Annotated in this window: 24 protein-coding genes and 4 pseudogenes; 11 read left to right on the top strand and 17 right to left on the bottom strand. The window is 70.2% G+C overall.

Annotation, left to right across the window (positions count from 1 at the left end; all coding sequences use genetic code 11):
- Nucleotides 1-273: 273 nt before the first annotated feature.
- The 8 genes and pseudogenes from F3T56_RS46665 to F3T56_RS40250 form a co-directional block, all read right to left on the bottom strand.
- Nucleotides 274-1446, bottom strand: a complete 1173-nt coding sequence (locus F3T56_RS46665; protein WP_172639371.1) for an LAETG motif-containing sortase-dependent surface protein — start codon at nucleotides 1444-1446, stop codon at nucleotides 274-276.
- A gap of 297 nt (nucleotides 1447-1743) precedes the next feature.
- The gene (locus F3T56_RS40280) at nucleotides 1744-1977 is read right to left on the bottom strand and encodes a hypothetical protein (RefSeq protein ID WP_149830421.1); all 234 of its coding nucleotides are present in this window, start codon (nucleotides 1975-1977) and stop codon (nucleotides 1744-1746) included.
- Nucleotides 1974-2270 (bottom strand): hypothetical protein, encoded by a 297-nt coding sequence (locus F3T56_RS40275; protein WP_149830420.1) that lies wholly within the window; start codon nucleotides 2268-2270, stop codon nucleotides 1974-1976. Before F3T56_RS40275 ends, F3T56_RS40280 begins: the two co-directional genes overlap by 4 nt.
- A gap of 73 nt (nucleotides 2271-2343) precedes the next feature.
- Nucleotides 2344-2457 (bottom strand): annotated as a pseudogene (locus F3T56_RS49545) (PGPGW domain-containing protein); the annotation flags it as partial.
- 54 nt (nucleotides 2458-2511) lie between these two features.
- The gene (locus tag F3T56_RS40265) at nucleotides 2512-7491 is read right to left on the bottom strand and encodes a DNA repair ATPase (protein WP_149830419.1); all 4980 of its coding nucleotides are present in this window, start codon (nucleotides 7489-7491) and stop codon (nucleotides 2512-2514) included.
- 78 nt (nucleotides 7492-7569) lie between these two features.
- The gene (locus tag F3T56_RS40260) at nucleotides 7570-9618 is read right to left on the bottom strand and encodes an SPFH domain-containing protein (protein WP_149830418.1); all 2049 of its coding nucleotides are present in this window, start codon (nucleotides 9616-9618) and stop codon (nucleotides 7570-7572) included.
- A gap of 213 nt (nucleotides 9619-9831) precedes the next feature.
- Nucleotides 9832-10098: a hypothetical protein gene (locus tag F3T56_RS48835; RefSeq protein WP_246204339.1), complete on the bottom strand. Its 267-nt coding sequence runs from the start codon at nucleotides 10096-10098 to the stop codon at nucleotides 9832-9834.
- 212 nt (nucleotides 10099-10310) lie between these two features.
- Nucleotides 10311-10697 carry an NfeD family protein gene (locus F3T56_RS40250; RefSeq protein ID WP_149830417.1) on the bottom strand — a complete coding sequence of 129 codons (387 nt, stop codon included), beginning with the start codon at nucleotides 10695-10697 and terminating at the stop codon, nucleotides 10311-10313.
- 134 nt (nucleotides 10698-10831) lie between these two features.
- Here F3T56_RS40250 and F3T56_RS40245 point away from each other — a divergent pair, with 134 nt between their 5' ends.
- Both F3T56_RS40245 and F3T56_RS40240 read left to right on the top strand, forming a co-directional pair.
- The gene (locus tag F3T56_RS40245; protein ID WP_149830416.1) at nucleotides 10832-11047 is read left to right on the top strand and encodes a hypothetical protein; all 216 of its coding nucleotides are present in this window, start codon (nucleotides 10832-10834) and stop codon (nucleotides 11045-11047) included.
- Between the two features lie 104 nt (nucleotides 11048-11151).
- A pseudogene (locus F3T56_RS40240) lies at nucleotides 11152-11478 on the top strand (MerR family transcriptional regulator); the annotation flags it as partial.
- Nucleotides 11479-11583: 105 nt separating this feature from the next.
- Here the strand turns inward: F3T56_RS40240 and F3T56_RS40235 are convergent.
- The gene (locus F3T56_RS40235; RefSeq protein ID WP_149830415.1) at nucleotides 11584-12129 is read right to left on the bottom strand and encodes a DUF4396 domain-containing protein; all 546 of its coding nucleotides are present in this window, start codon (nucleotides 12127-12129) and stop codon (nucleotides 11584-11586) included.
- A 184-nt stretch (nucleotides 12130-12313) separates the two neighbouring features.
- Here F3T56_RS40235 and F3T56_RS40230 point away from each other — a divergent pair, with 184 nt between their 5' ends.
- The 4 genes from F3T56_RS40230 to F3T56_RS46660 all read left to right on the top strand — a co-directional run bounded on the left by F3T56_RS40230 (nucleotide 12314) and on the right by F3T56_RS46660 (nucleotide 15202).
- Nucleotides 12314-13204, top strand: a complete 891-nt coding sequence (locus F3T56_RS40230; protein ID WP_246204338.1) for a DUF5134 domain-containing protein — start codon at nucleotides 12314-12316, stop codon at nucleotides 13202-13204.
- A gap of 77 nt (nucleotides 13205-13281) precedes the next feature.
- Nucleotides 13282-13719, top strand: coding sequence for a DUF6153 family protein (locus tag F3T56_RS40225; RefSeq protein WP_149830414.1), 438 nt, complete (start codon nucleotides 13282-13284; stop codon nucleotides 13717-13719).
- Between the two features lie 104 nt (nucleotides 13720-13823).
- Nucleotides 13824-14525 carry a DUF305 domain-containing protein gene (locus F3T56_RS40220; protein ID WP_149830413.1) on the top strand — a complete coding sequence of 234 codons (702 nt, stop codon included), beginning with the start codon at nucleotides 13824-13826 and terminating at the stop codon, nucleotides 14523-14525.
- Nucleotides 14526-15004: 479 nt separating this feature from the next.
- A complete protein-coding gene (locus F3T56_RS46660) occupies nucleotides 15005-15202 on the top strand; it encodes a hypothetical protein (protein ID WP_172639370.1) in 198 nt (65 codons plus the stop codon).
- A gap of 9 nt (nucleotides 15203-15211) precedes the next feature.
- On the opposite strand, the gene F3T56_RS40210 is transcribed toward F3T56_RS46660, so the two are convergent.
- Nucleotides 15212-15787 carry a DM13 domain-containing protein gene (locus F3T56_RS40210; RefSeq protein ID WP_149830412.1) on the bottom strand — a complete coding sequence of 192 codons (576 nt, stop codon included), beginning with the start codon at nucleotides 15785-15787 and terminating at the stop codon, nucleotides 15212-15214.
- 113 nt (nucleotides 15788-15900) lie between these two features.
- Entirely contained in the window at nucleotides 15901-16632 is a 732-nt protein-coding gene (locus F3T56_RS40205; protein WP_149830411.1) for a flavodoxin family protein, read from the bottom strand.
- A 285-nt stretch (nucleotides 16633-16917) separates the two neighbouring features.
- Here F3T56_RS40205 and F3T56_RS40200 point away from each other — a divergent pair, with 285 nt between their 5' ends.
- The gene (locus F3T56_RS40200) at nucleotides 16918-17367 is read left to right on the top strand and encodes an SRPBCC family protein (protein WP_149830423.1); all 450 of its coding nucleotides are present in this window, start codon (nucleotides 16918-16920) and stop codon (nucleotides 17365-17367) included.
- A 24-nt stretch (nucleotides 17368-17391) separates the two neighbouring features.
- Here F3T56_RS40200 and F3T56_RS40195 read toward each other — a convergent pair.
- Nucleotides 17392-17568 (bottom strand): annotated as a pseudogene (locus F3T56_RS40195) (transcriptional regulator); the annotation flags it as partial.
- Between the two features lie 38 nt (nucleotides 17569-17606).
- Nucleotides 17607-17966: a zinc ribbon domain-containing protein YjdM gene (locus tag F3T56_RS40190; RefSeq protein WP_149830410.1), complete on the bottom strand. Its 360-nt coding sequence runs from the start codon at nucleotides 17964-17966 to the stop codon at nucleotides 17607-17609.
- 440 nt (nucleotides 17967-18406) lie between these two features.
- Here F3T56_RS40190 and F3T56_RS40185 point away from each other — a divergent pair, with 440 nt between their 5' ends.
- Nucleotides 18407-18613 (top strand): hypothetical protein, encoded by a 207-nt coding sequence (locus F3T56_RS40185; protein ID WP_149830409.1) that lies wholly within the window; start codon nucleotides 18407-18409, stop codon nucleotides 18611-18613.
- A gap of 93 nt (nucleotides 18614-18706) precedes the next feature.
- Here F3T56_RS40185 and F3T56_RS40180 read toward each other — a convergent pair.
- Nucleotides 18707-19890: pseudogene (locus F3T56_RS40180) on the bottom strand (FAD-dependent oxidoreductase).
- A gap of 220 nt (nucleotides 19891-20110) precedes the next feature.
- Here F3T56_RS40180 and F3T56_RS40175 point away from each other — a divergent pair.
- A complete protein-coding gene (locus tag F3T56_RS40175; protein WP_149830408.1) occupies nucleotides 20111-20305 on the top strand; it encodes a hypothetical protein in 195 nt (64 codons plus the stop codon).
- Nucleotides 20306-20734: 429 nt separating this feature from the next.
- Here the strand turns inward: F3T56_RS40175 and F3T56_RS40170 are convergent, their stop codons facing one another.
- Together F3T56_RS40170 and F3T56_RS40165 are read right to left on the bottom strand one after the other, a co-directional pair.
- On the bottom strand, nucleotides 20735-21043 hold the full coding sequence (locus tag F3T56_RS40170; RefSeq protein WP_149830407.1) for a hypothetical protein: 309 nt from the start codon (nucleotides 21041-21043) through the stop codon (nucleotides 20735-20737).
- Nucleotides 21040-21285, bottom strand: coding sequence for a hypothetical protein (locus F3T56_RS40165; RefSeq protein WP_149830406.1), 246 nt, complete (start codon nucleotides 21283-21285; stop codon nucleotides 21040-21042). Before F3T56_RS40165 ends, F3T56_RS40170 begins: the two co-directional genes overlap by 4 nt.
- A gap of 148 nt (nucleotides 21286-21433) precedes the next feature.
- Between F3T56_RS40165 and F3T56_RS40160 the strand changes: the two genes are divergently transcribed.
- A complete protein-coding gene (locus tag F3T56_RS40160) occupies nucleotides 21434-22267 on the top strand; it encodes a helix-turn-helix domain-containing protein (RefSeq protein ID WP_149830405.1) in 834 nt (277 codons plus the stop codon).
- Nucleotides 22264-22479, top strand: coding sequence for a DUF397 domain-containing protein (locus F3T56_RS40155; RefSeq protein WP_149830404.1), 216 nt, complete (start codon nucleotides 22264-22266; stop codon nucleotides 22477-22479). The genes F3T56_RS40160 and F3T56_RS40155 overlap by 4 nt, the downstream gene beginning before the upstream one ends.
- Here F3T56_RS40155 and F3T56_RS40150 read toward each other — a convergent pair.
- Nucleotides 22467-23183: a polysaccharide deacetylase family protein gene (locus tag F3T56_RS40150; protein WP_149830403.1), complete on the bottom strand. Its 717-nt coding sequence runs from the start codon at nucleotides 23181-23183 to the stop codon at nucleotides 22467-22469. The genes F3T56_RS40155 and F3T56_RS40150 overlap by 13 nt on opposite strands.
- Nucleotides 23184-23191: the final 8 nt, after the last annotated feature.

Genomic DNA, 23191 nt, shown 5'->3' with positions numbered 1-23191 from the left:
CGACGGGCGAGGCGTGCCGCACACCATGCGGCACGCCTCGCCCGTCGTCCGGCGTGTCATCGGCGGTGGCACGCCCGGGATTCATGAAATCGGCGAAGAAGGTGTAGAGACGGGTCGCGATCCTCCCGAAGTCCCCGATGAGGCAGACACCGAAGATGATCAGGAGCACCACGGGCAGCCGGCACCGACGATCCTGCCGGTCCGGGGCATGGAGAAGCCTGCGCCTCCTCCGGGCGCAGGCTCCTCTCCTTGCGAAGTCCGAACCGCTCCCGCCTACGCCTGGGCGCCGGCCTTCTTGCGGCGTACGACGAACATGGCGCCGGCACCCACGGCGACGGCCGCGCCGCCGGCGAGTCCGATCATGGGCAGTGCCGAGTTGGAGCCGGTCTCGGCGAGATTGCCGGTGATCTCCTTGGCCTCGCCCTGCGGCTCGGTGCCCTCGGTGACGTCGGGCTTCTCACCGTTCGGCTCGGCGTCCTCGACGTCGTCGCCCGGCTCGCTGCCGGCGGCGAGCACGGTGAACTCGTAGAAGTCGCCGTTGCCGTAGCACGCGGACTCCTCACCCGCGTAGACGGCCTGGCTCAGCGCGAACGAGGAGCCCGCCGGGGCCTTCTCGTTCACCCGCACCCGGAGGTCCAAGGTGGCCGTGGAGTGCTTCTCCAGGGACTCCAGCACAGCGACGAACGTGCCCGTGAAGGTGACCTTGCCGTCCCCGTCCTCGAAGTGGTCCTGGTAGTCGCTGGTCCACGTACCGTCCAGCTTGTACTGGAGCTCGGCGAGGTCGAAGGCGAGCGAGGAGTCGTCGTTGGTCTCGTCCCCGTACTCCGCGAACGCCGCGACCCAGACCTTCTGGAGGTCCTTGTCGGAGTCGTTGTGGATCACGAACTTGAACTCGTGCCAGCCGGAGCCCGCGACGATCTGGTTGGGCAGCCCCGAGATGGAGGCCGTGAGCTTGTCGTCCAGGTCGAAGGTCTTGCAGTCCTCGTAGGGGTTCCACGGCTCGTCGTCCGAGGGGGTGGTCTCGTCGTCCTCTTCGTCCGAGGGCTTGTTCTCGTCCTCGGACGACGAGTCCTCGTCCTCGTCGGACGTGGTGTCGTCCTCGGTCGACGTGGTGTCGTCCTCGTTGGACGTGGTGTCGTCCTGCGTCGACGTGTTCTCGTCTTCCGAAGAGGACGCCTCGTCGTCGGAGGCCCCCGCCTCGTCGTCCGCGGAGGCGTCCTGGTCGTCGGTGGACGCGTCCTGGTCGCCGGACGTGGTGCCCGCGTCCGAGGAGACGTCACCCGCGTCGGTCGTGTCTCCCGTCCCGGTGGTGTCACCGGTTCCGGTGTCGCCGGAGGAACCGGTGGAGGAGCTCTCAGTGGTCCCCGGGGTGCCGGTGGCGAAGGCGGCCGGAGCCGACAGCAGGGCCAGCGGGGCGATGACAGCGGTAGCGGCTGCGACGGCCATGGCGCGGCGAAGCTTCAATGTGCACCTCGTGCTGTGGGCGGAGTGGCCGGCGCGTTGTGGGGCCGCGGGTGTGGCCGTTGGTTTCACAGGTGTGACCCAGGAAGCTCGTGAAGGGTTGTGCCCGCCTTCACAGAATCCTTATGTGGTCTGCGTCACACGCGGGGACGGGTCACTGGTCATCCCCGTTCGAGGCCCGCATGGCGAAGAACCAGGAAACGGCGAATCCGACCGCCGAGCACGCGAACATCGCGGCACCGGCATCCGCCCCCGAACACCCCGCAGCCGGATGACCGTCACTCAGCGGCCGGAGGGCGAGCGACGCCGACGGGCGGGCCGGCTGTTGCGGCGTCGGCGGCGCAGCCCGTCGCCGATCTCCCCTACGGCGACCAGCAGCGCGGCAGAGGCTGCGCACGCCGCGAAAGAGGCGGGCTGGTCCAGGGCCCTGCCCAGGAGCCACAGCACCAGGGCCAGCAGCATCCACCAGGCGGCGACCGACAAGGCGAAGCGTCGCGGACGACCTGTGTCCGTCACGACGTGACCTTCTCGGCCCGAAGTGCGGCGACGGCCACCCACGCGCATCCGGCGGCTGCCACCACGCCCGCGGTCGCCGTTGCCGCCAGGGTGATCGCGGGCGGGGCGTCGACAAGGCGCGGGACGGCATTGAGCGGGGCCGCGGCCCACAGGGCGAGAAGGGCCCAGCCACGCGGGCGCGTCGGTGCCAGGCGGGCGTGCAGACGGCGCGGTATCCGCTCGGTGAGCAGGGCCGGTCCGGCTGGAAGCAGGGTGAGGGAGAAGACGGCGAGGCCGATCCAGTGCCAGATCACGGGGCGCGAAGGCTCCTTCGTCGAGTCGGGGTGGTGGCGGTCGTCTTCGGCGGCCGACGGCGGCCATGACCAGGCCGGCCGTCAGTACGGCAAGGCCGATGGCCAGGACGGGGAAACCGGGGCCGGGCAGCACGTACATCGCGGCCCCGGCAGCGGTGACCACGGCGCCGATGGCTGCGACAGTGATACCGGTGCGTCGTGCGGGCGTGGCTTCCTCTTGGTGTGGGTGGGCCGGCGGGTCTCAGTCGGGGCGGGAGGCGTGGCGGGCGTTGCGGTTGGCGAGCCGGTGGCGGGGGTCCGTGGCCCTGTTGATCGCCGACTCGACGGCCGCGATCCGGTCGGCGAGCAGGCCGAGGGCGGCGACGGCTCGGGTGAGCTGGTCGTCGTCGGGGCCGCCGAGGGCCTGAGCGCGGACGTGGGCCGTCTTCACCTCCGTCCAGCGGGTGGCCTGTTCGCCGGTCAGTGTGCCGCGCAGTTCCGCCAGCTTGAGCAGGTTGGCCTCGGCGCCGTCGGTGAGGGTCTGGGCCTCGGCCCGGTAGTGGTCGTCGATCAGGGCGGCCAGTTCGGCGTCGTTCATGACCGGCTGGACGCGCTGGGCGATCTTGTTCATGTTGCGGTAGGAGCCCTGCAGCTGGAAGGGCGGCTCGGTGCGAGTGGACTCGGACTGGGCGGCGGAGGCGATGTACGCGGCGTTCACCGCCAGGACGGTCTCACGGGCCGTGAGCAGGTGGCGCAGCACGGCGAGGATCCGCTCCAGTTCGGCGGGGGCGTAGGGGTGGGTGAGGCGGTCGGGGCGGGCCGCGGGGTCTCCTTCTGCGAGGCGGATCAGCAGGTCGAGGTCGGTGCGGTCACGGCCGGCGAGCGGGGCGAGGACCGGGTTGGCGGTGAGCGCGTTCTCGACGAAGCTGAGCGCGAAGACGTCGTGCTTGCCGGTGAGGACGTCGCCGAGGTTCCACACATCGGCGCGGTTGGCCAGCATGTCGGGCACCCGGAAGCGGCTGCCGGACTCGGTGTAGGGGTTGCCGGCCATGCAGACGGCGAACCGCTTGCCGCGCAGGTCGTAGGTGCGCGGCTCACCGTCCCGCACGCCCTCGATGCGGCGCGTGGCGTCGCACAGCGGGATGAACTTCTGCAGCAGCTCGGGCGAGGTGTGCTGGATGTCGTCCAGGTACAGGAGGGTGTTGTTGCCCGCCTCCAGCGCGAAGTTGATCTTCTCGATCTCCTGGCGTGCGGTCGCGTTCGGGGCCTGTGCCGGATCGAGGGAGGTCACGGCGTGGCCGAGCGCCGGTCCGTTGACCTTCACCAGGACCAGGCCGAGCCGGTCGGCGACGTACTCCATGAGCGTCGTCTTGCCGTAGCCCGGCGGTGAGATGAGCAGGAGCAGGCCGCCGGTGTCGGTGCGCTTGGCGTCGCCGGTGGTGCCGATCTGCTTGGCGAGGCTGTCGCCGATCAGGGGGAGATACACCTCGTCGATGAGCCGGCTGCGCACGAAAGCCGACATCACCCGGGGCCGGTACTCGTCCAGGCGGATCCGCGTGCGCTCGGCGGCCACCAGCGCCGTACGGCGGCGCTGGTAGGCGCGGTGGGCAGGGACCTCGTGGGTGCGGAAGTGCCTTGTGCGCGCGAGGAGTTCGTCCACGCGGACGGTGAGCGTACGGCCGCTGATGCGCGGGTGCGCGCCGTGCAAACCCTCCACGGTCTCGGTCAGCGGGGCGTCGGACTCGTAGCGAGGCAGCTCCGGGCAGAGCTCGGCGGCGACCGCCTCGGCCAGGTCGCCGGGGGCGATGTCGGTGTTGGTGGCGGTGGTGTACGACGTCAGCCAGGCCTCGACGAGCTGGCGGCGGGCGGCCAGGTCGTCGAGTGCAGCGAGGTCGTCGTCGTACGCGGACGTGCCCACGGTACGGCGGAACTTGTCGAGCAACGTGCGCGTGCCGCCGCTGATGACGAACCCGTCGGGACCGGTGGTCAGTTCCTCGAAAAGGTACTCGGCCGCGGCGCCCTCAAGGGGCGCGGGGCCGCGTCCATCAGCGGCTTTGCCGCGGGGCGCGACCAGCCCCCACGCCGCCGCAGACGACCACCGACCCACCGCGTCCCCCAACTCGCCCTGCAGATCAGAAATCGCGGGCGCCAGCCCGAACGTGTCCCGAGCCCGGGCCATGGACAGCGCACGCCGGGTCCAGGCGTCACGCTCCTCAGCCGTCGTGCCGTGCGCCCAGAACATCTGGGCGGCCGCACGGGCCCCCGGCTCATGGCGAAACAGCCCCGCGCCCTCGTGCAGCCGCAGCAGGGCCGTGAGGATCAGAATCGCGTCGTGGTCGTGAACCCCACGCTCGTACCCCTCGTCATACGCCGCCTCCGCCGCCCGCCGGACCAGAACGGGCAGGTCGGCCTCCGCGAGCACCTGCGGACCGTGCTCCGCCAGCAGCCGGGCGGCGAGGTGCTCGGCACGGTAGACGTCGGGGGACTCCGACGGCAGCGGCCGGTCCCAGTACGGACGCGTGGCCGCGAAGTCGGGGTCGGTCACCGGCGCCCGGTAGTCCGTGCCGGTCAGCGTGAAGGCCAAGCCCTCGCCGTGCGGGACCAGGGTCAGGTCCAGGGGCTGGGTGTTGACGGCGAAACGGTGGGTGCCCAGGCGGATGGTGCGGCCGCCGTCCGCGTACAGGTCGGTGCGGTCGCGCAGGGCGCGCAGGGCCTCCTGGCGGGCGGACTTCAGGCGGCCGTCGAGTTCCTCCGCCCGTACCTGGTCGCCGAGTTCGCGCAGTTCGTCGGCGATGCGGCGGACCTTGGCGGGCATCGGGTCGGAGGTGAAGTACGTGGCGACGGCGTCCGCGTCGGCGAGCGTGGCGGCGCGCCGGGTGACCGTCTGGAGCACCCGGGCCGCCGAGTCGGCCAGGCGCTCGGCGCGGCCGGAGCGGGCGTCGGCGAGGGTCTGCTTGCGGGCGGAGAACGCCTCGTGGACCTCGTCGCGCTTGTCCGCGAGCTCGCCGAGGAAGTCGTCGAACTCGGCAGACTCCGAGAATTGCGCCTCCAGGTTCTCGACCTGCACGAGCATCCGGGCGAGCTGTTCGTCGCACGCCTCGGGGCTGTCGGCGGCCGCGAGCGCGCCGGTGACGGACTGGCCGAGCAGGGCGAACTCGGCGGCGAACTCCGCGCGTCCCTCGCGTCCGAGGAGCTCGCGGCGGCGGCCGTCGAGGGCGGCGCGGGCGCGGTTGGCGCCGCCGAGGACCTCGGCGATCCGCTCCAGGATGGACGTCCGGACGGTGGCGTCGCCGATGTCGAGCCCGGCGACGACCTCGGTGACCGTGCGCAGCCCGTCGGTGAGTTCCTTGATGCGGGCAGTGAGGGGCGCGGCCTCGGCCACGGTGGCGATCGCCTCGGCGTCGGCGACGAGCTGCTCGATGTCGGCCTGGTGGTCGGCGAAGGCGTCCTCACGGGAGAGGTACTCGACGGCCCGCCGGCCGAAGGTGCCCAGGTCGGCCTCGACGTCCGCGGCGAGCTCGTCGATGCGGACGGTGTCGGCGTACCGCATGTCCTTGATGGTGAGCAAGTGTCCCTGGGCGTACCGGAGTTCGGTCAGCCCAGCGACCCAGGCGGCGGCGCTGCGCGGGACCTCGCCGCGCAGGCGCCGTACGACGGTGGCGACCTGTGCGGCGGACTCGGCGAGCGCTTCGGCGGCGCGGCGGGTGAGGTCCTGGACGGTCTCGAACTCGGACAGCACCTGCTCGGCGGTGGTCCGCACCTGCGCGAGCGGCTCCAGCAGCTCGCCCAGTTCGGTCTCGCCCAGCCAGTGGTAGGAATCGGCGGCCCGGACACAGGCGGCGACCAGTGCCTCGTACACCTCGCTCGTGGGCGTCGTCTCGGCCACCGCGCGCGTGATGGACAGGCAGTCGGAGATACCGCGGACGAGGTCGGCGTTGCCGACGCGGGCGAGCGGGCCGGTGCCGACGGGGCGGGCGGCGGCGTGCAGGTCGGAGACGTACGGGGAGTTCCACAGCTGGACGGGGTGCACGCGCTGCGGCTCGTCGTTGTCGGCGCGCAGCACAAGCAGCGCGCCGTCGTCGAACAGCGCCCAGCCGTGGCAGGACAGGGGGGTGGCGACCTCCTTGCGGATCATGTTGTACGGCAGCAGCAGGCTGCGGCCCTCCACGCGCGCGTGGAAGGCGAACAGCACGTCCTCGCCGTTCGGGGAGCGGATCTCCCGCTCGAACTCCAGGCCCGTGGCATCGAGGTCGTACGTCTTGTACGCGCCGGTGGCCAGGCAGTAACCGCCGGGGAACACGATGCCCTGGTCCTCCGGCAGGCGGCGGCAGGCCCGTCCGATGCCGTCGAGGCGGACGACCGTCCTGGTGAGCGTGTTGAACACCAGGTAGCGGTCGGTGTCCTCCTTGTAGGGGCGTATCCGCAGCAGGATCAGGGCGCCCACGCGCGCGTAGGCGATGTCCGCGTCGGCGAGCGACTGCAGGGGTTCGTCCACCGGCTCGGCGTGGATGCCCTCGCCCGTCTCGGTGTCGTCCTCGACCTTGACGGTGAGGGTGCCGCCGACGGTGGTGACGAAGACCTCGCCGTCGATGGAGACATGCGGATGGCGGCCGAGAACGTGGTCCTCGCGGGTCGTACCGTGCCATGCGAAGTCATGGGACGGCGGGAGGACGTGGTCGCGTTCGCCACGCGCGTCCAGGAACTCCAACCGTTCGCCGTCCGAGACGGCCCAGCGCAGGACACGGATGTCACCGGCCTTCTCGCCGGTCTGAAAGACCGCAAGCAACTTGCCTTCGACACAGCGGAGTTGGAGGAGACACGCCTGACGGTAGTAGCGGTACAGGGCGGTGAACTCGCGGACGAAGGCGGGGTCGTCGAGCAGACCGGGCACGGCGTCGTCGGGCAGCCGGTTCAGGTCACGGTCGTACAGGGCGAGGACGTCGCCGACGGCCTTCTCGGGCCCTTGTCGGCCGATGACGACGTTGTAGCCGAAGAGCAGGGCGTCGCCGACGGCCACGATGTCACGGGGCACGCAGGCGTGCTCGGTGTGCAACCGCTCGGTGCCGGCCAGTTCGAGGCGGGTGGAGCCGAACTCCTCGATGCGGCGGGTGTTGAGTGCCTCGGCGCGGCGGCCGAGCTCGGCGGCCTGCGCCGCGAGCCGGTCGCGCAGCACCTCGTACGTGCCGGTGTCGACGGCGTCGTGCGTTCCGGTGCCGGTGCCGGTGTCCAGGGCGGTGGTCATGGGTCCCTCTCAGGAGTCGTGGAAGCACGCGGTCCGGAGCTGCCGTCCCCTGTGCGGCAGCTCCGGACCGAGAGCCGGTCAGCCCCGGGCGGTGCCGTTCAGGGCGGTGCTCTTCAGGGCGGCGAGGGAGGTGTCGGCGACACCCAGCTCGCCCGCCTTGTCGAGCAGTTGCCGCAGGGCGCCGGAGTCGGCTCCGCTCTTGCCCATCAGCTGCATCAGCAGCGCGGAGACGGTCAGGTTCTGCACATCGGCCGTGGAGACCGAGCCAAGGACGCGGCCGAGGTCGTCGGTGAAGCTGGAGGTGCCGTCCAGCCAGGGTCCGGCGAGCGCCTGGGCGGTCTCGGAGTGCTGGACGAAGCCGTCGAGGCCCTTGCCGAGCGCGATCGAGGACATCAGCCGGTCGAAGAAGACCGACTCGCCGCCGACGATGTCGATGTCGGCGTTCTCCAGCCCGGTGGCCAGCACCGTGGCCTGCGCCTCGGCGACCTGCCGCTGCACGTCGAGTCCCGCGAGCCGGATGTCCTTCTCCGCCTCCAGCCGCAGCCGGTACTCCTCGTGGGTGCGGGACGCGTCGTCGAGCGAGGCCATCGCGGCGGCCTTCTCGGTCAGACCGGCGGCCTCCGCCTTCAGCTTCTCCCCGATGGCCTCGGCCTCGGCGAGCGCCTTCGCCCGCGCGCCCTCCGCCTCGGCCCGCATCCGCGCCTCGGTCGCCTCGGCCTCCGCGCGGCCGGCCTTCTCGATGACCTCGGCCTCCTTGTCGCGGACCTGGACGGCGGCCAGCCCCTCGGCGGCGGCCTCCGCCTGGACGCCCTCGGCGAGCCGCAGCTTGGCCCGCGCGTCGAGGTCGGCGGTCTTCAACCGGGCCTCGGCCAGGGTCAGTTCCTCGGCGGCACGGTGGGTGGCGGCCTGCTCGGCGGCCTCGGCGGCCTTGATGTCCTTGACCAGCTTCTCCTGTGCCTCGGCCTCCGCGGCGATGATCACGGCCTGCCGCTCCCGCTCAGCCTCCTCCACCGCGCGCAGCCTCTTGATGGACTCCTCCTGCTCGGCGACCGTACGGTCCACGGCGACCCGCTCACGGACGACCTCGGCGATCTCCCGCTTCTCCGCCTCGACCTCCTTGGAGGCGGCGATCCGGGTCAGCTCGGTCTCCCGCTCCCGGGCGATGACTTCGAGGAGCCGGTCCTTCTCGATGCGCTCGCTCTCGACGGCGATGACCCGCTCACGGTTCTTCGCGGCGACGGCGATCTCACGGGCCTGGTTCTCGCGCTGCACGCCGAGCTGCTCCTCGGTCCGCAGGAACGCGCCCTGCGCCCGCAGCCGCTCCTCCTCCACCACCCGCGCCGTCTCGGCCTCCTCACGGGCCCGTACGGTCTCGATCTCCCGCCGCTGCTTGATCTCGGCATCGGCCTGGCGCCGCTCCAGCTCCAGAATGGCCTCGCGGGCGTCGACGTTCTGCCGGGTGATCTCCTTCTCCTCGTGGCGCTGGAACTCGTTGGTGCGTACGTGCTCGATCGCCGTCAGCTCGGTGATCTTGCGGATGCCCTGGGCATCGAGGACGTTGGCCGGGTCGAGCTGGCTCAGCGGCGTCTGCTCCAGGTAGTCGATCGCCGCGTCCTCCAGGTGGTAGCCGTTGAGGTCGACGCCGATGACCTCGATGATCCGGTACCGCAGCTCCTCGCGCTTGGTGTAGAGGTCGGTGAAGTCCATCTGCTTGCCGACGGTCTTCAGCGCCTCGGAGAACTTCGCGTGGAACAGCTCCTGCAACGTGTCCCGGTCACTCGCCCGCGCCGTGCCGACCGCCTGGGCGACCTTGACGACGTCCTCGACTGTCTTGCTGACCTTCACGAAGAACGAGATCCGGATGTCCGCGCGGATGTTGTCCCGGCAGATCAGCCCCTCCTTGCCGGCCCGCGTGATCTCGATGGTCTTCACCGAGATGTCCATCACCTCGGCCCGGTGCAGCACCGGCAGCACGACCTGCCCGGTGAAGGTCACATCGACCTTGCGCATCTTCGAGACGATCAGCGCCTTGCCCTGCTCCACCTTGCGGAACAGCCGCGAGACGACGAACAACACGACGACTGCGAACAGCAGACAGGCGACGGCGAACACGCCGATGACATCCATGGCATACATCCTTGAGGCTTAAGGAAATTGAAGTGGTCGGGCGGCCCCGCCCGAGGCGATCCTTGGCTCAGACGGCGCGGTGGTCGTGCGCCGAGAAGAGAGCAGAGCCCGGTTCATCGGGGAAGAGCCGGTGCAGCGGCCGGACGAACAGACAAGCCGGCCGCCAGGCGACGGGCAACGCACCGGCGGACACGACCGGACGCATCAGCCCGGTCACCGCTCCCCCGCCCCCAGGCCGACCAGCGGGACGCTCGCACCGGCACCGAGGAACCGGGCGAGCGCGGTCAGCAAGGACACCGCGACAGACACCGGAACCCCGCCCATCCCCCAGGCATCCAGATCGGCGTCCGCGTCGAAGGCATCCAGGGCCGTTACCCCGAAGGCGACCAGCAGCCAGAAGCACACGACCACGACGAGGGCCGTGGCGAAGAGGATCACGGGAAGACCCACGGCAACCTGTACGAGCACCGGCATCGTCATCGTCATCCTCCTCTCCCGAACACAGCACCTGTCGACGGGGCGCACCGCTCCACGTCAAGATCTCGATGCAGCGCACCTGCCGGTGCCCGGCATCGGAACCCGTCGCAGCGCTCCCTCATAAGCCATGATGAACGACCGCACCACATCCGCACATTGCCGGTTTCCGGCAGAGTTCGGCAGAGCCTGAATGCCGGTGAGCCGCTAAGAGAGCGTCAACGACGAGTTGGGGGGCGGGCGGCCTCCTCGGTCACGAGGCTCTCGTCGAGGGCACGGGCGGACCACTCTTCGCCGGAGAGTTTGATCAGGCCGCGGGTCGCGGTCGCCTCCTGCATGACCTCGGCCCGCTTGCCGATGAGCGCATCACTGCCCTCGCGCATGAGGGGTTGCTGTGCCATGTGCCGCAGCGCGATGGGGCGGACGATGACAAGGCCCGCCGCTGCCGCGAGGGCCACGAGCTGGCCGAGAAGGCCGATGCCCACACCGGCGACCACGGCGGCGACCAACGCGGCGCCCGCCAGCAACCCGAAGACCAGCGTCAGGGTGAAGAACTCCGCGACACCCAGCGCCGCGGCGGCGAGCAGCCATACGAACCACGGCATCGAATCGCCCCGGGCAGCTGGACGGCCGAACAACAGCCAACGGGGTGTCCCCCGGCAGTGTCGGACAGCAGGCGGGGGAGCGTTCAGCCATGCTGGGGCAGCGCGGCACCCCCTCTTGCGACAAGGAGCACCGTATGTCCACGGACCCGGTCGGACGATTCCTGGCAGCCCTGGGCCCCGAGCAGCGCGAGGCCGTCGGCGCCAAGCCGCGCCAGGAGCAAGAGCGCCTTGCGGCGGCCTGGGAGAGGGAGCTCGAAGCGGATGATGAGCTCGACACCCTCGACGAACTGTCACCGGCAGCAGCAGAGGCCGAGGCGGCTCGCCGAGTCCTGGACCGCGGGCTTGACTAGCCGGGCCTGCGGCGTCAGGGGGCGCTGAGGCAGTGCAGGCCCGCGCTCTGGGCCGTGACGCCCACGGACTGGACGCCTGGCCGACTGCGGGGAGTTGGTCGAACGAGACCGGCTTGGTCGCCCCCTCCGCCCGCTCCCAGGGCGGCTTCCGCCTCTACACCGAGTCCGACGTCGCCCGCCTCATGGTGATCCGCCGTATGAAGCCGCCGGGTTTCACCCTGGAGCAGATGCGTGACCTGCTGGACGCCACGGACCGCCTCGACGCCGACGCGGATCTCGACGCCGGCGAGCGAGAAGCCCTGCTGGAGCGCGTCCGCGACTAAGAGCGGGCCGCCGTCGAGCAGGTGGAGAAGCTGCGCGTCCAGTTGTCCCGCGCCGAGGACTTCGCCGCCACCCCGGGCGCCCGCCTGGAGCAGAACACTCCGGCATGACCGAGGCCCAGGCCCAGGCCCAGGCCCAGGCCCATCCGGCTGAGGCCCTTCGGCCGGCGCCGGATGCGTCCGGCGTTCACGGAGTACGACGCGTCGTCGGGCAGGTCAGTGGTGGGCGTGGACGACCGCGTGGCCCTTGCCGCGGCCGATCATCCACTTGTTGACCGGAGTCGTGATCAGGAAGGCGACGCCGAAGCCGCCCAGGAGTGCGGCCCAGAACAGCCCGTCGGACAGATGGGCGTCCATCGCGCCCGGCGTGAGGGCGATGATCGCGTTGTCGACGAACTCCATCACCGCGATCGAGACCGTGTCGGCGGCCAGCGCGACCTTGATCGCGGCCATCAGGTCCAGGCCCGCCCGGAGGACCGCGAACAGGGTGAACGAGTAGCCGAAGAGGAACGCGAGCCCGATCGCCAGGACCATGGTGGGCACGTTGCCCCACAGCAGGGCGGTGCCGATCACCATGCCGAGGATCTCGCCGATGGCGCAGCCGGTCAGACAGTGCAGGGTCGCCTTCACCGCCATGCCCCAGGACGCTCCCGCGTGCCCACCCTCGTGCACCGCCAGGTCGGCGGGAGCGTGGTGGCCCGCATGAGTGGTGTGGGTGGCGTGGTCGTGCGTCGTGCCGGTGTGGTGAGCGCTGTGATCCATGGCCTTCATCCCCAATCCCATCCAGTGTGACCCGTTGCCGGGCCCCACATCAGAAACATATACCCCCTAGGGGTATGCATCAAGGGCGCGCCGGCCGAGTTCCCCGGACTCCTGTGAGAACTCTGGCGCCCCGAGACGTACCAGGGGGTCCTGGAAGCTGACGACTTCGAGGAGAAGAGTGACTATGGGAACTCTCGCTCTGAGCTGGTCCGTTGCGGCCGTGGCGGCCCTTGTCGCTGCCGTCAGCGCGGTCCGGGTGATGACCACCAGAGGCGAAGCCCGGTTCGCGGCGGGCGGCGACCTGCTGATGGGCCTGTCCATGGCCGTGATGGCCCTGCCGGTGACAGTGGCCTGGCACGCGGCGTACGGGCTGTGGTGGTCGGCGGCCTTCGCCGTTCTGGGGCTCGGTGGCGTGGTGCTGACCGTCAAGCACACGCGCGAGTGCGGCTGGGCATACGGCCGCCACTGGGTGCACCTCATCGTCGGCAGCTTCGGCATGGTGATCATGACGCTGGCGATGACGAGCACTTCCTCCGGGACGGTGCTCACCCTGGGCCACGGCCACGGCCACGCCATGGCCGGAATGCCGGGCATGGACGACACGGGAGGCACGGAGCACGCGGCTGACGCGCAGCACGCCGCCGGCATGGAGTCCATGCCGGGCATGGCCTCCCATGCCCATGCCGCCACCGCGGGGGCCGACACCTCGTCGTCCGCGATCTGGCGCTGGGTGATCGCCGCGCTCGCCCTCTACTTCCTGCTGTCGATCGCCGCGTCCGTGTGGACGCGTGTGCGCGGTACGAAGAGGAGTGGCGCGAAGAGGAACAGTCACGCCGACGGCCGTGAGAGCGGTCCGCGCTACAGCTGGGCCCGCTGGCTGCTCACCATGCCGGACACGGTCGTCGTGCACCTGGCGTCACTGACGCTCTCCGCGTGGGACAGGACCCGCTCGGCGGAGCGGGGTCGCCACAGCGGCCGACGCCGCCGGATCGGCGCCGCTCCGGAGGCCGCCCTCGCCGCTCACATCGGCATGGGCGGAACCATGTCCGCCATGCTGCTGATGATGGCCGCGTGACAGGTCCCCCGCCTGAATACCCTTACGGGGTATATCGTGGTGCCCGGACAGAGGGGTGCGACAGAGGGAGTCCCGGGATGCGGACGAGCCGGTACGTACGGGCGGGAGGCGCCCTTGGGCACCTGTTGCTCGTCGTCGTACTCGCGTTCGGCGTCTTCGCGATGCACACCATGGGGCATCCCGACGGCTCCTCCTCCGACTCCGCCATGAGCACCACCGCCTCCCATGTGTCGGCGATGAGCGACACAGCGGCGCAGGACCCCATGGGCAGCCATGCGGCCGACCCGACAGACTCATCGTCCACGCACGCGCCCGGCATGGCGGCGATGGACATGCTCTCGCTGTGCGTGGCGGTCCTGTTCGGAGCCTGGGTACTCGCCACGCTCCCGCGGTCGGCGTTCGCCCGGCACCAGGAGTGGCTGGCGCGACTGCTCGCCCAGGTCATCGCCGTACTGCGGCCCGATCCCCCGCCGCGCGGACCGGATCTCACCCAGTTGTCGGTGCTGCGGCTGTAGGCCGAAGCGCACTCGCGGGCGCGCATGCGCGTTGCATGCGCGGTCTCGCGAATACGCCTACGCCAACATCAGTCACAGAACCGGCAAACAAGGTGAAATCAACCATGAATTCCTTCACGCGCGTCCTGAGCCGCAAGTCCACCCGCTCCACCCGTTCCACCCGCTCCGCCCACCCCCTCGCGGCCGTCGGCCTCGTCACCGCCGGGGTGCTGTTCCTCGCCGCCTGCGGTGGTGACGACATGAGCGGCATGGACCACGGCAGCGACAACGGCGGCTCGGCCTCCGCGACGGCCACCGGCCAAGCCGGTGACGCCGGTGACGGCGATCAGGCCGGCGACTTCAACGACGCGGACGTCACCTTCGCGCAGATGATGATCCCGCACCACGAGCAGGCCCTGGACATGGCGAAACTGGCCGACGGCCGCGCCTCCGACGCGGAGGTCAAGGACCTCGCCACCCAGATCGAGAAGGCCCAGGACCCCGAGATCAAGACCATGAAGGGCTGGCTGGAGTCCTGGAAGCAGCCGACCACGGCGGAGTCCATGCCCGGCATGGACCACGGGGGCCACAGCGGCGACGGCATGATGTCCGACGCCGACATGGACGAACTCAAGGGCATGAAGGGCACCGAGTTCGACAAGGCGTTCGCCGAGATGATGATCGAGCACCACAACGGCGCGATCACCATGGCCCAGGACGAGCAGAAGAACGGCAAGAACGCCGACGCCAAGAAGATGGCCGGCGACATCGTCAAGGGCCAGTCCGCCGAGGTCGAGCAGTTCCAGAAGATCCTCGACCGCCTCTGAGCCCTCACGTCACCGCACCGGTCGCCCGGGCCCCCGTCACAGGGCCCGGGCGGTCGGTGTGGCGTCCGTAGCCTGAGGGCGTGCCCAAGCTGTGGAACGAGACGATCGACGCGCACCGCGCCGCCGTACGCGCAGCGGTCCTGGAGACGACCGCGGCTCTGGTCGCCGAGCACGGGTTGACCTCGGTGACGATGTCGCGGATCGCCAAGGACTCCGGGATCGGCCGCGCGACGCTGTACAAGTACTTTCCGGACGTCGAGTCGTCCTGCTCGCCTGGCACGAACGCCAGATCGGCCACCACCTCGACCACCTCGCCGAGGTACGGGACCGGACCGAGGGCGCCCATGAGCGACTCAAGGCCGTGCTCCACGCCTTCGCCCTCGTCTCCCAGGAGTCCCGGAGGCATCACGACGGCGACCTCGCGGCATTCCTGCACCGCGACCAGCACCAGCCGGTCCACCTTCCTTCTGCTGCCGCACATGCGGGTGGCCGACCAGGTGGCCGATACCGTCGCGACGGCGGGTGCGACCGGCGTCGGCCAGGACGGGATGCGGATCCAGCTCGTGGCGGACGCCGGTGCCGCCGTACTCGTCCTGCTGGTGACCACGGGGCTGTCGGTGTACAAGCCGCGAGGCGTGACACCGTACGGATGGCACCGGCAGCGGCGTGGTGTGTGATGGATCGGTTCAGGCGCGGGTGAGTCGCGCGGCGCCGAACGAGACGTCGAAGCGGTCGCACCAGATGCTGACGCTGCTGTAGCGGGCCGGGTCCACGTCTGCGGGCACGGTGTAGTTCTGGCTGCCCTTGTTGCCCTTGAGCTTGCCGAGGCTGACGTACTCCCCGTCGTCGAAGACGTGCCAGCCTGCGCGTCCCTCCTTCACCGGTGCGTCGGTCAGCCAGACGCGCAGGTCGGGACCGTTGCTGGTGTCGAGCCGCTCCAGGCGGACCACATGGCTGCCGTCGGCCAGCCGTACGAGTTTCACGGTGCCGGACGTCGCGTGCTCGTGGGTGATCAGTTCGCCGCTCGCCAGCGTCGTCGGGCCGGCGGGGGCCGGCGCGGAGGACACCTCGGACGACGGTGACGATGTCGACGACGGTGACTGTGACGGTGACGACGCGGGCAAGGTCTCCTGGACCGTCTCGTCCTGCCACAGCTTCCACGGCTGGAACCAGTACAGCCCGAAGCCCGCCCCGGCGAGCGCCACCACCAGTACGCCGATCAGCCACGGCCTGACCAGTGCGTTCCGCTTCGCCCGTCCCATACCGCCCACCTCCTGGAGATCACGCCCGATCCGCCTCCCATTCAACACATGGAGCGGCGCGTCCGGGGGTGCCTGGCGGATGACGAAACCCTTACGTTCCGCCGGAGACGAGGTCAGCGGTGCTCGGGGTTGTCCGCCCCCGGGCGGCAGCCGGCGTCCCACTGCGTGCGCTGGTTGCCGTGGGCGGGGATGCCCCCGGCGCGCTTCAGCAGGGCGGCGAGGTGCATCAGGTTCCAGGTCATGAAGCTGGTGTTGCGGTTGGTGAAGTCGTTCTCCGGGCCGCCCGAGTCCGGGTCGAGGTACGACGGCCCGGGGCCGGCCGCGCCGATCCAGCCCGCGTCCGCCTGGGGCGGGATCGTGTAGCCGAGGTGCTGAAGGCTGTACAGGACGTTCATCGCGCAGTGCTTCACCCCGTCCTCGTTGCCGGTGATGAGGCAGCCGCCCACGCGGCCGTAGTAGGCGTACTGGCCCTGGGAGTTGAGCAGGGAGGAGCAGGCGTAGAGGCGCTCGATGACCTTCTTGGTGACGGAGCTGTTGTCGCCGAGCCAGATCGGGCCGGCGATGACCAGGATGTCCGCGGCCATCACCTGTTCGTACAGCGCGGGCCACTCGTCCGTCGCGAAGCCGTGCTCGGTCATGTCCGGGTAGACGCCGGGCGCGATGTCGTGGTCGACGGCGCGGATCTCGGAGGTGGTGACCCCGCACGACATCATGATCGCCGCGCTCTTGTCGATCAGGCCCTGGGTGTGGCTGAGCTGCGGGGACGGTTTGAGGGTGCAGTTGATGTAGAGGGCGGTCAGGTCGTCGAAGCGGTACGGGGTTTCGGTCGAGGGTGAGGTCGCCATGAGGGCAGCGTCTCGCGGGGCTTCCGCTTTGTCCCGGTCCGACGCACCCCTCGTATGCCTTACGGAGTCATGACGTACGGGCCCGGTCCCGTCGTACGGCGTCGGTGCGGGCCTGGCGTGGCCGTATGCGTGTACTGGTCATCGCACCGGGCCGCCGCCGGTGGTGTGTCCGGGCAGCGCCTCGGGCTCCGACGTCCGCGTTTCGTAAGGAGCGGAAGTCCGGTATGCGCTCACCGGTTGGTGACCGCTTCCGGGGAGGCGCAAGCTCGATCCATGACGACCGACATGGCGATCGACGTGACGGCCGAGCGCGTCATCCCCCTGCCGCCCGAGCCCGTGGCCGCGTACGCCATGGACTGGCGCCATGACGCGGACTGGACCCAGGGCATCCGCACGGCGGAACTCACCGCGGAGGCGGCCGGGGGTGGCTTCGGGATCGGCGCGGAGGTCACGCGTACGGCGTACTTCCTGGGCCGGCGCATCGACTACGTGCTGCGGGTCGCCGCGTACGACCCGCCACGGCTGCTGGACATGGTCTCCGTGGCGGGCCCGATGCCCATGCACGTCACGTACATCTTCGAGCCCCACCCGCGAGGCACGCTCGCCCGCATCCGGGTGCGGGGCGGCGGGGGAGGTTTCTACCGGCTGGCGGCACCGCTCCTGGCCCGACAGGTCCGCGCCAACCTCGCCAAGGACCTGCGCGACCTCGAAGCGGGACTCATGGCACAGGGGTGAGACCTCGGTGGCGTCACACCCTCGCTACGACGGCGGCTTCGCCTCCCCCACCGCCTCCCCCTGCGCGGCACGCAGATCGGCGAGCAGCTCGGCCTGCCCGGCCAGTACCCCGGACAGGATCGTCCGCGCCACCCGCAGCAGCTCGGCGACGTGCGGGCTGGTGAGCGAGTAGTAGACGGTCGAGCCCACGGGCCGACGAACAGGCCGCCAACGGACGGGTCGGCGGACGGCCGGTTGGATCAGGCCTTTTTGACCACGCCGGACTTCAGCTGCATCGCCCCGAAGCCGTCGATCTTGCAGTCGATGTCGTGGCCGTCGACACCGTCGACCAGTCGGATGTTGCGCACCTTGGTGCCGGCCTTGATCCCCGAGGGGCCGCCCTTGACCTTGAGCGCCTTGACGACGACCACACTGTCGCCGTCCCGCAGCACGTTGCCGACGGAGTCCTTGACGACGCGCTCCCCGCCGGTGCCCCCGACGGTGTCCCCGCTCTCGGCGGGCACCCACTCGTGGCTGCACTCCGGGCACACCACCAAGGCGTCCATCTCGTAGGTGTACTCACAGGAGCATTTCGGACAGGGGGGAGGATTCTCGTTCATCCGGTCAGCGTATCCAGCGGAGCGCACTCCGACTTCCGTGAACCTGCACATCGATTGCGCAACCGCGGCACAGGGTGCGGCGGATCTGCACAACGGTCTGCCCGATAGCGTCCTATTGGCGCCGAGTGCCCGCTTCGGAATCGCAAGGGCAAGACCCTCGCCCTCCCGCTGCCGCGCGGAGATATGGAGAAGTCGCCCCCAAGCCGTGCGCGCGCCGACACGGAACAGTCGCCTGCGCGTTCAACGGCCCTGGTGGGAGCGTCGGTTGATTGGATGCCCGGCGAGCTCCGTGCTTTGATCCTCTGCGCCGGAGGGTCGCACAAAAGTTTCCGGAAACGGGCGTTTCCGGAAACGGGTGCCGCACCCCTGTGGCCGAGGCCCGCCGTCCCCAGCGGGGCCACCCCCCCTTGTGGATCATCCATACGAAGGGAAGTCTCCTCATGAACTCCGCTCCCCAGATCGAGACCGCCGAGATCTCCGACGCCGCGCTCGACAACATCTCCGGCGGCCTGAACCCGCACGTCAGCGTCGCCGCCGGCACGACGACGATCAGCGACGCGGATGTCCTGGCCCAGGTCGGCGCGGTGCAGGACACGGTCCTGAGCACCGTCGGCCACCACCAGGTCGGCGTCAACGTCTCCATCTGACCCAGGCTGTACTGAACGACGAAGCTCCTGGCGGCAACGGGGTCTCAACGAAGAGATCCCTGTCCGCCAGGAGCTTCGTGCTGTGCGCTCCGATCAGGGGCCCTGTGTCCCCGGTTCCTGTGTGGTGCTGATGTCGGTGTCCCACTCCAGGAGCCGGATCAGGGCAGCGTCGTCGCCGGGTCGGGGCGGGGGTGACGTCGGGCGGGTGGGGGTGGTACCTCGGGAGATCTGGCCGCTGACGGTGATGTTGTGTTCCACACGGGGGCGGCGGAGGGTCTCGTAGACGGACAGCGCGGTCTCGGTGTCCGGTGCGTCCCGGAGGGCCTTCGCGAGGACGACGGCGTCCTCCAGCGCCATGGAGGCACCTTGCCCGGTGGCCGGCGAGGCCGCGTGCGCCGCGTCGCCGATGAGCAGCGACCGACCGGAACGCCACGGCATCGCCGGCGACATCTCGGTGGCGTGGTGACCAGGATGTCGCCGGCGGTCGCCGCGACGATGCCGGCGGCAAGGGAGGCGTCCTCGCGCAGCAACGGAACGAGCAGGTCGCGCCATCGGGCCGGCGTGCCGGCCGCGACCTCCTCGGGCGGCAGCGGCTCACCTGCGACGCGGGCGAACCAGTACGTCTCCCCCGCGGGGGACACCGCATGGCCGAAGGCGGCCGAGCTGCTGCGGCTGAACGTGATGCGCTCGGTGTCTTCGGTGTCTTCAGGCAGGGACGCGTCGGTGGTGTAGCCGTAGAAGACCTGCTCCCCCGCGTAACGGGGGTCGGCGGCGGGGGCGATGAACCGGCGGACGGTGGAGTGGAGCCCGTCGGCGCCGATGAGCAGATCACCGGTGGCGGTGCTGCCGTCGGCGAAGTGCGCGGTGACGGAGTCCGGACCGTCCTGCACGGAGACGAGGCGGGCCCCATGCCTGATGGTGATGCCTCCGCATAAGACCTCCGCCTGCAGTGCGGCGTTGAGGTCACCGCGACGCATGCACCGATACCGCAGGACCGGGTCCCGGGCCTCCCCCAGCGGCCTGCTCGCCACTTCGGCCCCGGAGCCGTCGAGCACCCGCATCCCGGTCAGCGGGAAGCCGAGGGCGGTGACCGCGGCGGAGGCGTCGATCTGCGCGAGGGCGCGCATGCCGTTGCTCGCCAGGGTGAGGAACGCGCCGATGTCCTCGGCCGCGTCGGCATGCGCCTCGTACACGGTGACGTCGAACCCGGCCTTGTGCAGAGCAAGCGCCGCCGCCGTACCGGCCGTCCCGCCCCCGATCACGAGTACGTTCCCCACGCCCGCTCCCCCTCCGAGTCCACCCCGCCCGATCGGCCGCGCTGGTGCTGGCACTGAGTCGAACTCCCGGGCGGCGCCCGGGAGTTCCCCGGCGGGTCCCCCTCGGCGAACTGGTTGCCGGCCGGGCTGATTCTCCGGCGGCTCGTTCGGTCAGTTCACGGTCACCGACCACGCTCCGCGCGAGAGGTGGGAGTGCCGCACGAGGTTGACGCCGGGGTTTGTGCGCCACCGGACGATCCGGGCCTACGAGGCAACCGGGCCGCCGGACGGCCGTCTACGCGGCAACCACGAGTGCGTCCAGGTCAACGGCGGTAACGCCGTGCAGCTCGACGACTTCGCGGACGGCGAGAGTCCATCGGATGCGCGGATCGTGGTACGCCACGAACTCCAACTCCGCGCCACTCATGGCCGGTAGCGGCTGGAGACTCTACGCGTCGTAAACGATGCCGGCGACGCCCCACACAGGGGCGTGCTCCACCAGCGCGGCCACCGCGCCATCGCGGAGATGCGGGCAGTCCCGCAGGGCTTCGCCCGCGCGGGTTTCGTGTACGGGGGCATGTGCGTCGTCTCGCCTTCGCGGATCGGCTGCCCTTGCGTGTCGCGCATGAGGAAGAGGTGCCGCTCGTCGCTGCGGTCACAGGTGTTCATGCCGCACACCTGGCACAGCATGTGGTGCCTGACCGGTACTGTTTCGGATCGAAGCCAGGCGGGCTGCTATTGGCAGTTCCGTCCCAGCGACACGCCGCGCTTACGGCGCGATCGCCGAGAAGGCTGAGACAAATCTGCCAATTGCCGAGTGCCTGTCGAGTGCCTGCGGCCTGAACTCCCCCACACCACCCACGAGTCAGGGCTGGCCCTCGCCGCCCTCACCGGCCGCCTCGATCCGCCGCCCCCTGCTGACCGCGATCCGCAGCACGTCCTCCAACGACTCCGCCGCCCGCGTCAGCGCGAACCGCAACGCCCGCTCCCCGGCCGCCGAGTCCGCGAGTACGGCCCTGCCGCCGGCCAACACCTCCTCCGCCGAGCCGAGTTGCATGACCTCCACGCTGTCGGCGAGCTGGGAGAGGGGGCCGGGGTACGCGGTGTCCGGGTCGAGGTAACAGGGCTTGCCGTCCGGGGTGGTCCAGGGCAGCAGCCGCAGTCCGGGCATCATGCGGGCACCCCTTCCATGCCGTACGCCACATACAGCTCCTCGGCGGTGAGGACGTAGGGCCGGACGAAGTTGCCGTAGGGCTCGAAGGGCCAGAGATCGTCGACGGGCTTGCGGGGGAGTGGGGGTGGCGGACCGGGGTCCAACGGCTGGGTGTCGCCGGTGCGTTGGGCGGGGGCGGGCGCCCGGCGTCGGCCGCGTCCGGGGAGCAGCGCGTCGCAGAGCCGGGTGACGAATGCGCGCATGGCAGTGCCTCCTGATTCTTCTCAGGGTTAATTCCGGGTCGCTTTGACGAGCGGTGATTACCGTTCGTGTCTCGATGGTCACTGCCGCGCCGTACGCTGCGGAAGAGGGCTGGCGTTGTCTGGGCGCCAGGCAACGGCGAGGGGTGACATGAGCGAACTCGTTGACGGACAGCCGGACTCGGGGCGTGCGGCGCTCGGGCGGACGCTGCGGTTCCTGCGTGAAAAGGCGGGCAAGACGCTGGCGCAGCTGGCGGCGGAGACGTCGTACGACAAGAGCTATCTGTATCGCCTGGAGAAGGGCGAGCGGTTCTCCAAGCGGGCGGTCATGGAGGACTTGGACAGGTACTACGGCTCCGGTGACCTGCTGGTTCGGCTGTGGCGGGACGCACGCATGGAGGTCATCAAGGACAAGTACAAGGCGTTCATGGAGCTGGAGGCGACGGCTCGGGTCATGTGGCTGTTCCAGCTGCGAGTGCCGGGCCTGTTGCAGACCGAGGAGTATGCCCGCACGGTGTTGTCAGGGTTGTCTGGAGCCCAGGCAACGGCTGGCAACAGCGAGGAGATCGAGGAACAGGTGGCTGCGCGCATGGCACGGCAGGAACTGCTGTACCGCGAGCCGACACCAAGTGTCCGCGTGATCCTCGACGAAGGGGCCGTGCGACGAGCCGTTCCCGACCAGAAGGTGTGGGCGGACCAGCTCGCACACCTGGTGGAAGCCGCGGAGTTGCCGTCCGTCGCGATTCAGGTGCTGCCGTACGCGGCTGGCGCGCACGACCTCATGGACGGTCACCTCTGGCTCTTCTGGCAGCGAAGCGGCGATGCCGTTGCCTACTCGGAGGGCAACGGCATCGGCGAGTTGATCGAGGATCCGGAAAGGGTCCTGGCCTTCCGCCTGTCCTACGATCGCGTCAGGGACGCGGCCCTGACCCCGGCGGAGTCGACGGCGTTCATCAAGCGCCTTCTGGAGGAGTGCAGACCATGAACCGGACCCTCGACCTCACCACCGCCGTGTGGCGCAAGTCGTCCTACAGCGACGGCGGCGGCACGAACTGCCTCGAAGTCTCCGACGGCCACCCCGGCATAGTCCCCGTCCGGGACAGCAAAGTCCCGGACGGTCGCCCCCTGCTCCTCTCCGCCGCGGCCTGGTCGGCGTTCGTGCGCGGCTACGCGCCCGGCCCTGGTCAGGGGCGGTAAGCGGCGCGGTTGTGGTAGGTGACCTTGCCTGCGGGGAGCTTGGTCGGGGTGAAGAGTTGGTCGACGGTGACGAAGTGGAAGCCGCGGGCTTTGAGGCCCTTGATGATGCCCGGTATCGCGTTGACCGTCGTCTTGTGGATGTCGTGCATGAGGACTATGTCGCCGGGTTTGGTCGTCTGGGTGACGGTCTTGACCAGGCGAGCGGTGTCGCGGTACTTCCAGTCGAGGGTGTCGACGCTCCAGTGGACCAGCGGTCGCGCGGCAACCCTGCGGACGGTCGCGTTGTGGGCGCCGTACGGGGCGCGGACGGTGGTGGGCTTTTTGCCGGTCGCCTTCTTGATCGCCGCGTCCGCGCGGGAGAACTGCGACGTGATCTGGGCGGCGCTGAGCTTGGTCAGGTTGGCGTGGTCCCAGCTGTGGTTGCCTATCTGGTGGCCGGCGTTCGCCGCGGCGCGGACGATCGACGGGTTCTTCTGGGCGTTCTTGCCTACGACGTAGAAGGTCGATCTGGCCTTCCCGTCGTTCAGGAGGCGCAGCAACCGCTGGGTGTCCGCGACCGGGCCGTCGTCGAAGGTGAGGGCTACGCACTTCACCTTGCGGCAGTCGACGGCCGCGGGTGCGGCGGAGGCGGTGGTGGCGGTGCCGGCGAGCGTGGTGCCGCACAGGGCGGCGGTGAGGGCTGAGGTGACGAGGCGTCGTTGCATCGGATCCT

Origin of the sequence: Streptomyces tailanensis, from assembly GCF_008386495.1 — a bacterium.
In the GTDB taxonomy this organism is placed as follows: domain Bacteria; phylum Actinomycetota; class Actinomycetes; order Streptomycetales; family Streptomycetaceae; genus Streptomyces; species Streptomyces tailanensis.
This window is presented reverse-complemented; position numbering and strand designations above follow the sequence as displayed.